Source organism: Morganella morganii (assembly GCF_041099235.1).
Lineage (GTDB): Bacteria > Pseudomonadota > Gammaproteobacteria > Enterobacterales > Enterobacteriaceae > Morganella > Morganella morganii_E.
The window spans coordinates 315,564-327,804 of the sequence record NZ_JBFZSO010000002.1 but is presented as its reverse complement, the minus strand read 5'-3'; the positions used below and the strand labels follow the sequence as shown (position 1 = coordinate 327,804).

Annotated in this window: 7 protein-coding genes; 3 read left to right on the top strand and 4 right to left on the bottom strand. The window is 55.1% G+C overall.

What is annotated here, in order from left to right; translation table 11 throughout:
• Positions 1 to 18: 18 nt before the first annotated feature.
• Both AB7038_RS04880 and fhuA read left to right on the top strand, forming a co-directional pair.
• Positions 19 to 1,434: a DHA2 family efflux MFS transporter permease subunit gene (locus tag AB7038_RS04880; protein ID WP_369452858.1), complete on the top strand. Its 1,416-nt coding sequence runs from the start codon at positions 19 to 21 to the stop codon at positions 1,432 to 1,434.
• Positions 1,435 to 1,551: 117 nt separating this feature from the next.
• Complete coding sequence (fhuA, locus tag AB7038_RS04875; protein ID WP_369452857.1) at positions 1,552 to 3,729, top strand: ferrichrome porin FhuA; 2,178 nt, start codon at positions 1,552 to 1,554, stop codon at positions 3,727 to 3,729.
• 93 nt (positions 3,730 to 3,822) lie between these two features.
• On the opposite strand, the gene AB7038_RS04870 is transcribed toward fhuA, so the two are convergent.
• Positions 3,823 to 5,295: an amidohydrolase family protein gene (locus AB7038_RS04870; protein WP_368889446.1), complete on the bottom strand. Its 1,473-nt coding sequence runs from the start codon at positions 5,293 to 5,295 to the stop codon at positions 3,823 to 3,825.
• A 458-nt stretch (positions 5,296 to 5,753) separates the two neighbouring features.
• On the opposite strand from AB7038_RS04870, the gene AB7038_RS04865 reads away from it, so the two are divergent.
• Positions 5,754 to 7,310 (top strand): methyl-accepting chemotaxis protein, encoded by a 1,557-nt coding sequence (locus AB7038_RS04865; protein WP_369452943.1) that lies wholly within the window; start codon positions 5,754 to 5,756, stop codon positions 7,308 to 7,310.
• Between the two features lie 56 nt (positions 7,311 to 7,366).
• Here AB7038_RS04865 and AB7038_RS04860 read toward each other — a convergent pair whose 3' ends face one another.
• The 3 genes from AB7038_RS04860 to kdpD all read right to left on the bottom strand — a co-directional run bounded on the left by AB7038_RS04860 (position 7,367) and on the right by kdpD (position 12,241).
• Entirely contained in the window at positions 7,367 to 8,707 is a 1,341-nt protein-coding gene (locus tag AB7038_RS04860; protein ID WP_108656185.1) for an anaerobic C4-dicarboxylate transporter, read from the bottom strand.
• 166 nt (positions 8,708 to 8,873) lie between these two features.
• On the bottom strand, positions 8,874 to 9,557 hold the full coding sequence (kdpE, locus tag AB7038_RS04855) for a two-component system response regulator KdpE (protein WP_045139142.1): 684 nt from the start codon (positions 9,555 to 9,557) through the stop codon (positions 8,874 to 8,876).
• Positions 9,554 to 12,241 (bottom strand): two-component system sensor histidine kinase KdpD, encoded by a 2,688-nt coding sequence (kdpD, locus tag AB7038_RS04850; RefSeq protein WP_369452856.1) that lies wholly within the window; start codon positions 12,239 to 12,241, stop codon positions 9,554 to 9,556. Before kdpD ends, kdpE begins: the two co-directional genes overlap by 4 nt.

Below are 12,241 nucleotides of genomic sequence, written 5' to 3'. Positions count from 1 at the left end.
AAATAATAGGATAAGAATGTGACAACAAAAGCAACAATACAGGTACGCTATCCGAAAATGATGCTGAGCGTACTGATGGCCGGGACATTTACCGGCCTGTTCGGGGAAACCGCATTAAATATGGCGCTCACCAATCTGATGAGCCAGTTCTCTCTCTCCGCCGGTCAGGCGCAATGGCTGGTGACCGGCTATCTGCTGACCCTGGCGGTGTTCGTGCCGGTATCGGCGTTTCTGGTGCGCTGGTTTAATACCAGGGTGCTGATCCTCACCGCGCTGTGTGTCTCCCTCGCCGGTTGTCTGATTGCCGCACTGGCCCCCGGTTTTGCGGTGCTGCTGCTCGGACGGGTTATCCAGGCAATCGGTACCGGGGTGATATTACCGGTGATGATGAGTGCGGCATTACTCATTTTTCCGGTCTATCAGCGCGGGGTGGTGATGGGAATGATAGGTATTGCGATTACCCTGGCACCGGCACTGGGGCCGACAATCTCCGGCTTTATTATCACCCTGTTCAGCTGGCATGCTATTTTCTGGCTCAGTACGCTGGCCTATGCCGCCATCATTTTGCTTGCCGTAAAATCCATCGCACCGATTGGTGACATCACGCGGCCGCGTATTGATATCGTTTCACTTCTGCTTTCCTCCGCCGGATTCAGCGGCATCATCTACGGGCTGGCTATCCTGGCGGAACACAGCCTGCGTGATCCCGCTGTCTGGGGCTCCCTGCTGGCGGGGGTTCTCTGCCTCGGTGTATTCGCCCGCCGTCAGACACACATGGCGATGCCGATGATCCACCCGGATGTGTTCCGTAATCCGCTGTTTATTATTGGTCTGATCATGATGATCCTGAGCATGATGAGTGTGCTCTCCGCCGCGATTATTCTGCCGGTGTTCCTGAAAGATGTGCTGATGCTGAGTGCGGCACTGGCCGGGATCCTGCTGCTGCCGGGCAATATTATCAATGTGGTGTTCTCACCGCTGATCGGCTTTCTGTATAACCGGTTTGATTCACGCCCGTTTGTGGTCTGCGGCTCTCTGTTTATGCTGATGAGTGCGGCGTTGTTCCTGTATGCCATCGGTGAAAATGCGCCGGTGTGGCAGATTGTCACCGCCTTTATGCTCCTGTGCCTGGGTGTCACCTGTGTGATCATGCCCGCGCAGACCACTGCCATGAGTGCCCTGCCCGCCCGGTTATATGCTGATGGCTCTGCCGTCTGGAATACCTTTTATCAGGTAGCCGGTGCCGTTGGTACCGCTTCAGCCATCTCTCTGATGTCTTTTTACCGTGACGCGGCGGCAGCACAGCAGACAGCAACCGCCGCACTGGCATCGGGGATCCATGCCGTATTCTGGCTGAGCCTGCTGCTCAGCCTGTTATCACTGGTTTTCGCCTTCTTCATGAAAAAACCGCGCCCGCACGCTGATGCGGCGTAATCACCTGAATTAACTCTGATGGCTGCTCCGGCAGCCTTTTTCATTATTTATCACAGCCGTCATCCGCACACATGTCACTGATGACGGTAATAATTATCATTCAATGAGATAGGATGTATGACTGCACTATACAGCACTTCCCTGTTCCGGCTTTCGCTGGCAGCTTTACTGGTTGCCGGTGTCTGCCACGCCGCTGAAGATGAAATCGTGGTCACCGCCGCGCCACCTGCGGTCAGCCCGCTGGACAGCAACGGCACATACCGCGCCACACACAGCGACAGCGCCACCAAAACCGCCACGCCGCTGAACAAAGTTCCTTCTTCAGTTTCAGTGATCAGTGAGGAGGAAATCACCGCCCGCAATCCTGCCACACTGAAACAGGCGCTGGGATATACCCCCGGCGTGGTGACCGGTACATCAGGCAGTTCGTCCGTTTTCGACAGTGTGATGATGCGCGGCTTCTATAATGTCAGCCAGAATATCTATCTGGACGGATTAAAGGTACAGGGGGATATGTATGCGGAGAGCCGGATGCTGCCGGAATTTATGCAGCGGATTGATGTGCTGAAAGGCCCGGCCTCTGTGCTTTACGGGCAATCCAACCCGGGCGGCGTGGTCACCATGACCTCCAAACGTCCGCAGATGAATCCGCTGCGGGAAATCCGCTTACAGGCCGGGAATCACCACCTGTGGCAGACCGGGTTTGATCTCAGTGATGCCCTGAATGATGAGGGGACACAAGCTTACCGCCTGACGGGCACACTGCATGACCAGCATCAGCAGCAACAGGGAGAACGGGAACGGTATTATGCATTGCAGGGCTCTTACCTCTGGCAGCCGGATGATGCCACTTCTTTACTGCTTACCGCCCAGGCCATGAATGCCCCGCGCAACGGCTATTACGGCTGGCTGCCGCGTGAAGGAACAGTGGACAGCGGCGCTGCCGGGAAATTGCCGGCCGGTTTCAACGAAGGCGAGCCGGGCTATAACCGCTTTGAACGGCAGCAGCGGCTGATCGGCTGGCAGTTTGATCATACATTCAATGATAACTGGTCGCTGCATCAGGGATTACGTTATCAGCACATCAGCACTAACTGGCGCACCATTTACGGCAGCGGATTATGCAGCAGCAATCCGGCAGCCTGTTACGGCGTGCCGCAGCAGGATCTCTCATCCACACTCTCCCGCAGCCATATCCGTAATGACGAACGGCTGTCCGGCCTGGTCACTGATACCCATGTCATCCACAACATCAGCGGCCACGGCTGGCGCAATACCCTGATGACGGGTGTGGACTACTCACAACTGCGTAACCGGATGACCAATGAGATGGGCGTTGCCGCTCCGCTGGATCTGCAATCCCCGCAATACGGTAATCTGACAACAATGCCCCTGGCAGACAGCGGTACTGTTAATAAAAATCACCAGACCGGGATCTACGCTCAGGATCAGCTTTTTCTGAAGGACTGGACATTCACTCTCGGCGGCCGCTATGACGAAAACACCAGCAAATCCCGCAGCCACGATAACCTCAGTGGCGCAGACAGCGCACATCACCAGACAGACAGGGAATTCACCTGGCGCGGCGGGGTGAATTATCAGTTGCCTTATGGTTTCGCCCCGTATTTCAGCTACAGCGAATCCTTTGAGCCGAGCACTGCCGCCACGGTCAGCGGCAAACCGCTGGATCCGTCGCGGGGCAAACAGTACGAAGCCGGGCTGAAATACCTGCCGGATAATGCCGCGCTGTCCGCCACACTCGCTGTTTATGAACTGACCAAAGACAACAATCTGCACCGCGATCCACAGAACCCGTTTTTCAGTGTTCAGGGCGGAAAAATCCGTTCGCGGGGGATTGAGCTGGAAACCAAAGCAGCGCTGACCTACAACTGGAACCTGATCGCCGGCTATGCCTATACCGATACCCGTTTCCGTCAGCAGGAGGAGAATGCCAATCATCACCCCGCCATGGTACCGGCGCACACTGCCTCACTGTGGACAGATTACACCTTTGACAGCACACCGCTCAGCGGCCTGACCGTCGGCGGCGGTGTGCGTTATAACGGCAAAACACAGGGGGATGATGCCAACAGCTTCACCGTTCCGGCTTATACCGTGGCGGATATGATGCTGAGCTACCGGCTTGATAACCTCCCTGCCCTTGAGGATGCGGAAATCGCGCTGAATATCAATAACCTGTTCAATAAGCATTATGTATCCGCCTGCTTTACGGATGCGGCATGCAGCTGGGGCAATGACCGTCAGATAACCACCACACTGACCCTTCACTGGTAAAAGACATAAAAAAAGGGATTCCGGATTGAACCGGAATCCCCGAAAAGGCGGGATCACTAAGAGAGACCGCTGCCCGCCGCAGCGCACTGCAAATCAGGACTGTTTCATGGCCTGAACAAAGAATTCATCACTGTACGCCTGTGCGAAATGGAAGGATGCCATCCGCTCCGCCAGGCGGAAGAAGGCTTCCACTTCCTGTGCATTGAGGATTTTCCGGTCACGGATGCGTGTTTCCAGCTCAGCCAGAGCGTTATGGGATAAGCGGGTTACCTCAGCAAGATCAAAACCGGTCAGCACACCGTTTTGTTTGCGGATCACACCATCGGCCAGCACGGTATCGACATCACCGGCGTGCGTCATCTGTACCACACTGCCTGCGGCGTGGACCGGCGCCACAAAACCGTCTCTGTGGCGGATAATAATGATGTCTGCTTTTTTCCCGGCTGCCAGAGAACCGATCTCGTTTTCCAGTCCCAGCACCTGTGCCGCACCGAGGGTTGCCCAGTGCAGGGCTTCACGGATGGTCGGGGTAATTTCAAACGGCATGGTATCGCGCTGATGTACTTTTTCATTCGCCAGCGCACGTTCAATCTGCAGCGCCATATTCATCTGGGTAAACAGGTCATCCGTTGTCACACCGATGAAATCGGTCCCCAGTGCAAACGGAATACCGAACTCCGCACACGGCTGATAAGGCAGAAAACCCATCCCCATCTGTAACTCGCTGGACGGTGTGCTCGCCACGTGACCGCCGCTTTTGGCGATCAGCTTCCAGTCTTCGCCGGTCAGTCCGTTACTGTGAGCGTGGATATGTCCCGGCAGTAACAGGCCGTGGTCGTCCAGCTCACGCAGACCGCGCAGCAGAACCGAGGTTTTGGCTGCACCTGTATGGGAAGCATGTTTCAGACCGAGTTTATCCGCCAGACGGATTTGTTTTGCCGATTCGGCAAACGGTACCGTACCGGGATCGGAAATCAGCATCCCGGCCGCCAGCCGATCCTGGTCGCGGAACAACGTTTCGGAAATCTCACGGGCACAGTCACGCCGTGCATCCATGGACGCAAATCCGGCGGGTTTAAAATCATAGACCTGCATACCGTAGCCGTAGACACCCCGGATACCGCTGGCTTTCATCGCCGCAACCGCATTGGCGGCATGTTCCGGTGAGTTAACGCAGTCATTCACTTCATAAACCGTTGTGGTACCGGCATTCAGGGCGCTGATATTGCCGTTCAGAACAGCGGCATACATATTGTCTGCCGTCATCATTGCGCCGAATGCATGGAAGGTATTGATGAGAAATGCCGGTAACGACTCTTCCGCCGAGACACCACGGAACAGCGCCATCCAGTTATGACGGTGTGCATCGATCATACCGGGGGTAACAATCGCCCCTTGTGCATCAATCACCTGCGCATCGGTGTGGTGATCAAATGCCTGTATATCCGCACTGATTGCACTGATCCGGTTACCTTCGATCAGCATCGCGCCGTTGATAATATCGCCGGTGGCATCATCCATTGTGATGATTGTGCCGCCGCGAATGATTTTTTTATTGTTTTCCATGCTTGCCTCTCTGGTTGACATAAAAATGTACTTACAAGTACATTACAATCTGATTATAAAATCAACCTGTAAATCGGCAGCATAAAATCCATCTTATTTTCCGGGAAAAGGGGACGTTTATTCCCCGTGCCGGAATAAAAAAGAAAATAATTCTTATTTTTCAGCAAAATATCCCGTGATTTCTGACAGGCAAAAATGAGAAATCCGTACTTTTTTGCCTCATTTTTTATGTCTCTATCTCATAAAAACTCAGCACAAAACATCAACAAAGTGTAAAACAAAGGTCTTAAGCACTGAGATTATCGCTGCGAAAGGTCACCTCTGAAGAAAAATAGTCCTGACAATTAATTGTTATTTCAGCAGTTATCTGCAGATGCTTATGAATTAATTTAATTAATTCATAAAGTTTTCCCTATAGTTTCCGATAACCAGTCATTTACTGAGTATCCGGAGGAATGATGTTTCTGCGCAGCATTAAAATCAGTACGAAACTTTTCGTGGCTTTTGGCTTTTCCATTCTGCTGATGATTATCAGTGCCACTCTGTCCGTTGTCAGTCTGAACAACGCCAATGACGGCATCCGCGATATCCTGGACGAGGGCTATCCTGTCACGGTAAAAGCAAACTTACTGATTGATTACTTTCATGATTTTGTCGGTATTCAACAGCTTTTACTGCTGGATGATAAGAACCCTCAGATTCGTCAGCTGGCCGCCGGTGCCTCCGAAACCAGTAAAAAAATCACCCTGATTCTGGATGAATTTAATGAGACGCTGAAGGATGAGGTATCTCAGAACATCCTGAAAGAGATCCGCACTGTCCGTCAGCAATACCTCACTTCTCAGCGCCGCATGGTTCAGTTCTCGCAAAACGGAGATGAAGCCGCCGCAATCAATGAGATGGTGAATACCACCGCCGGTATTCAGCGCGCTTACCGCGACAATGTGATGCAGTTAATCGCCATTCAGGATGCGCATATGAAAGAAGCGGGAAATCAGGTGGAAAGTAATTTTAAAACCAACCGCCTCCTTCTGATCACCCTGACCATCATCAGTGCCATCATCAGTGCCGTACTGGCACAGATTATTGTACGCAGTATCACCCGTCCGCTGGATAAAGCCGTGACGCTTGCCCGCGCCATTGCACAGGGGGATCTGACACAGCAGATCAATGTCACGCATCATGATGAAACCGGCGTGCTGCTCAATGCGCTGGCCGAAATGCAGGTGCATTTGCAGGATATCGTGACTGAGGTGAAAAACGGCGCGGTCAGCCTGTCTGCCACCGCAGAGCAGATTGTTGCCGGTAACCAGAACCTGGCCGCCCGCACGGAAGAACAGGCCGCATCTGTGGAGGAAACTGCCGCCTCAATGGAGCAGATCACCGCAACCGTGAAAAACACCGCCACCAATACCCTTAAAGCGACCGCGCTGTCGGCAGATACCGCCGGGGTGGTGAAACACAACGGCGAGATGATGGAGCAGGTGACGGATAAAATCCGCACGATCAACACCACCGCCACCCAGATGTCAGACATTATCAATCTGATTGATTCTATTGCGTTCCAGACCAACATTCTGGCGCTGAATGCCGCCGTGGAGGCCGCCAGAGCCGGTGAGCACGGGCGCGGTTTTGCGGTGGTCGCCGGCGAAGTCCGCCTGCTGGCACAGCGCAGCGCCGATTCCGCCAGTGAGATCCGCACGCTGATTGAAAACTCTGCCGGTCAGACCCGCGAGGGATTACAACTGGTGGAAGAAGCGGCTGAATCACTGCGCGGTATTATCAGCAACGTCAGCCAGATGGATGATTTACTGCATGAAATAGGCCACGCCAGCCATGAACAGACTGACGGCATCACCCAGATCAACAGCGCTATCGGGCTGATAGACTCTGCCACCCAGCAGAATGCCACCCTGGTGGAACAGTCCGTTGCCGCCGCCTCCTCCCTGAATGAGCAGGCCGGTACACTCAATGAGATGGTTGGTGTCTTTCAGCTTGCCGGAACACCGTCTTAATAATGCGCAGACAGATAACGGGCATCACTGCCCGTTATCACTGTTCCGGACGGCTGTCAGAGAAAACCGTACATCGCGGAAAAGAACCAGCCGCACACGCAGGAAACCCCGACACCGATCAGTCCCGGCGCAATAAAGCTGTGGTTAATTACAAAGCGCCCGATTTTTGTGGTACCTGAGCGGTCGAACTGGATAGCAGCCAGGTCACTCGGGTAGGTCGGCAGAATATAGTAACCGTAACAGGCCGGTGCGGATGCCACGATATAGGCCGGATTCACCCCGATAGCCAGCGCCAGCGGAACCACCGCCGCCAGAGCCGCCGCCTGCGAGTTAACAAACTTGGACACCAGCAGCAGCACCACGGCATACGCCCACGGATATTCTTTGACCAGCGATCCCAGCACACTCTCAATCTGCTCAAGGTGAGCACCGAACATGGTTTCCGCCATCCACGCGATACCGTAAACCGCCACAATCGCGATCATCCCCGAGCGGAACACTTCATTTTTCGAAATAGATGCCGGCTTGGTATCGGTAAAGATGATAATTAATGCCCCGGCCAGCAGCATAAAGATCTGAATCACCAGAACCATCGACAGCGGCTTGCCGTCAAAAACCGGCCTCAGCCACGGAAAGGCCCCCAGTGATGCCACGACCGCGATAGAGGCCAGAAAGATCCACATTGCCAGCCAGTTACTGGCGGGTAATTTTTTATTGAGCAGCGTGGCGGTATCGCCGTAGACGTATTTCCGGTTTTCCGGTTTTGCGATAAACGACTGAAATTCCGGATCCTTATCCAGATCTTTGCCGCGATACCAGCTGAAGATACCGATACACAGTATCCCGATCAGGGTGGACGGAATGGTGATCGCCAGCAGGTCAACAAAGCCCAGATGTTTGCCGTTGATGGTCACATCTCCCAGCATGGCGACCAGGGAGACCACCGCAACCGACACCGGGCTGGCGATTATCCCCATCTGGGAGCCTATAGTACTGGCTGCCATCGGCCTTTCCGGGCGGATATTATTTTTAATCGCGACATCATAGATGATAGGTAAGATAGTGTAGACGACATGACCGGTGCCGCACAGAATAGTCAGCAGACAGGTCACAAATGGTGCCACAATCGAGACATATTTCGGATTACGCCGCAGCAGACGCTCTGCTATCTGCAGCATCACATCCAGTCCCCCGGAAGCCTGCAGAGTAGCCGATGCCGCCACAACCGCAATAATCACCAGCATCACATCCACCGGCGGCTTTCCGGGCTTTAAGTGGAAGACAAAAACCAGCAGCACCAGGCCTATCCCGCCCAGCAACCCCAGGGCAATCCCGCCTTTACGCGCCCCGTAAAACAGACAGATCAATACCACGACAAGCTGGATAGCAAAATCCATAACTAACTCCTTTTAGGTACTTAAAAATCCGTGGGTCTGTATCACCTGGTTTCACTATAAAGCGCACAAAATAACAATTTTTTGATGTAAACAATAAAAACGGCCGGAAAACATAACAGTTTTTCTATAACAGTGACGGAGGTAAAAAAAACAACCGGAGGGGTATTCAGGGAACGGAGACAAACCGGTAACCGATGCCGGTTTCGGTGATGAAATGCTGAGGACGGGCCGGATCCGTTTCCAGCTTCTGGCGCAGATGTCCCATGTAAATACGCAGGTAGTGGGCGTGTTCGACGGCGTTCGGCCCCCACACTTCATTGAGCAGCTGCCGCTGGGTCAGCACTTTGCCGCTGTGGCCGATAAGAATAGTCAGCAGGCGGAATTCAATCGGCGTGAGATGCACTTCCTCCCCGCCTTTACTGACCTGGCGCGCGGCAATATCCACACAGATATCCCCGAACGCATAGACGGGATCGTTCTTTTCACTGCCGGGATAGCGGCGCATCAGCACCCGCAGCCGCGCCTGTAACTCCCCGACACCAAAGGGTTTGGTCATGTAGTCATCCGCCCCGGCATCCAGGGCGGCAATTTTGTCATGCTCACTGTCACGGGCGGAAAGCACCAGCACCGGCACGGAACTCCACTGACGGAACTCCTGCACAAAGGTGATGCCGTCACCGTCCGGCAGACCGAGGTCGAGGATCACCAGATCCGGTTTGCGGGTCGCCGCTTCCACCAGACCGCGCGCCAGGTCCTCCGCTTCAAACACACGCACGGAATCCCCTTCCAGCGCAGTGCGCAGAAGGCGGCGGATCCCTTTTTCATCTTCAACAATCAGTACAGTGGTCACAGCGGGTTATCATCTTCATCAATTACGGGCGGATCTTCACAGGGTAGACGGATATGGAAGCTTGCGCCACCCCCGTCACGGTTTCCGGCTAAAATAGTGCCACCGTGCACTTCGGCAATCGCCCGGCAGATAGCCAGCCCGAGGCCGATCCCCGGAATGGCGGATTCTTTCTGGCCGCGCGAAAATTTCTCAAATATCTGTGCTTCCTGTCCGGCCGGGATACCCGGGCCGTTGTCCCACACTTCAATATCAATCATATTGTCCGACAACCGCGAGCGGATGCCAATCTGCGCCTGCGGCCCGGCGTATTTTATCGCGTTTTCCAGCAGATTGATCAACACCCGTTCAAACAGCGGGCCGTCAGCACAAATCAGCTGCATCGGGTCATTGAGGTCAATCTGCACCGAATCTGTGTCAAAGCGCGGTTTCAGCATTTGCAGGGCACTGCCGATCACCTCTTCCAGCGGCAGCCACTCTTTATTGAGATTAAAGCCGCCGGACTGGATCCGCGCCATATCCAGCAGGTTATTGACCAGCCGCGTGGTGCTGAGGATGTGCTGGCGGATCTCATTGGCCTGCGCGGCATACGGCGAGCCTTCGCTGGTCAGATCCAGTGTCAGAATTTCTGCCTGACCAAACAGCACAGTCAGCGGTGTGCGCAGATCATGAGACAGCGCCGCCAGCAGCGAGTTGCGCACCTGCTCACGTTCACTGACCAGCCGTGATTGCGCCTCGCGTTCTGTCAGGGTGCGGCGCTCCAGTGCCCCCGCTGCCAGCAGGATCAGGGTTTCCAGCAGCCGCTGCTGTTCGGGGATCAGCAGCTGACGGCGGTTATACGGCTCCACAATCACCACGCCGTAGACTTTTTCTGTCGTGCAGACCGGCAGGATCTGATACGGCACACCGGGCAGTGTGCCGGTACCGAACCCGGCGGGCTGGCCTTTGTCGTAACTCCAGCGGATGATGGCATCGTCACGGCCGTTATCGCCTGTGCCGCCGCCGGCCGGGATCAGGTTACCCTGTTCATCCGGCAACAGCATTTCACAGCGGGCATGCAGGCTGTGGCTGATAAAGTGGCAACTGACCGAGGCAATATCATCAGATTCCCGCGCCACCGCCAGGGCTTTCGACATTTCATACAAATGCCAGGTACGCTGTTCGCGGTAACGCGCCACCCGCGCCTGATAACGGACACCGGCGGTCAGGCTTCCGATCACCAGCCCGACCGTCATCATCACGGCGAAGGTGAGCAGATACTGCATATCCGAGACAGCCAGCGTGCCTTTCGGGTTGATAAGAAAGATATCAAAGCTGATAACGTTAATAATGGTGGCAAACACAGAGGGCCAGCGCCCGTAAAACCGCGCCACCACTACCACACCCAGGATATAGAGCATCACCAGGTTGGCATTATCAAAGGCCATCAGCCAGTGGTGCGCCATCAGGGTGGTGACGGCACAAATCAGTGCCGCAACCACACAGCCCTGCAAATCGGTTTTGTGTTTATCCAGAAACGGCCGGTTATCGCTGAATTTTTCGCGGTTTTCCGGCTGTCTGTCCTGCGGGGCGATCATCACCACATCCAGATCAGCGGCACTGCGGCTGAGTTGTTCCTGTAATTTGTCGCGACGCCACCAGGATGTCCGCTCATGGCGGACAATCATAATTTTGCCGAGGTTATTTTCCCGCGCATAGCGGATCACCGCTCTGCTCTCTTCCGGCTCTGCCAGCGTTGCCGTGGTGGCCCCCAGTTGCTGCGCCAGCGACAGGGTGGTGAGGATAGTACGCCGCTGCGGTGACGGCAGCTTATGCCGTGCGGGAGTTTCGACAAAAATCGCATGCCAGTCACTGCCGAGCCGTGCCGCCAGCCGGGCTGCGGCACGCACCAGTTTTTCATTACCGCCGTCCGGACGCAGACAGACCAGAATCGCATCCCGGGTGTGCCAGACTTTCTCCTGACCTTTCCGTTCCCGCCAGGCGCGCATTTGTTCATCGACACGGTCGGTGGTCCGCCGCAGCGCCAGTTCACGCAGTGCCAGCAGATTGCCTTTGCGGAAAAAGTGCTCGATCGCCCGCTCTGCCTGAGCCGGGAGATACACTTTACCCTCGCGCAGCCTGTCGAGCAGGTCATCCGGGGTTAAATCCACCAGCACGATTTCATCTGCGGCATCAAACACCGGGTCCGGCACGGTTTCCCGCACACGAACACCGGTCACGCCACCGACAATATCATTCAGGCTTTCCAGGTGCTGCACATTGATGGTGGTGAGGACATCGATCCCGGCATTGAGCAGCTCTTCCACATCCTGCCAGCGTTTCGGGTGGCGGGCGCCGGGGATGTTGGTGTGCGCCAGTTCGTCCATCAGGATCACCGCCGGATGGATCGCCAGCGCGCGGTCGAGATCAAACCCTGCCACCTGCCGTCCCCGGTAGTTGTGCTTTTTCAGCGGCAGGATACGCAGCCCTTCCAGCAAGGCAGCGGTTTCACTGCGGCCATGGGTTTCCACCACCCCGGCCAGCACATCAATGCCCTGCTCACGCAGCCGCTGCGCCTCTTTCAGCATGGCGTAGGTTTTCCCGACCCCCGCACAGGCACCGAAGAAGATCTTCAGTTTCCCGCGCGGGCGCTCTGTGACCTGTGCCAGTAACTGGTCAGGATCGGGACGCAGTGGCTCATCATACAT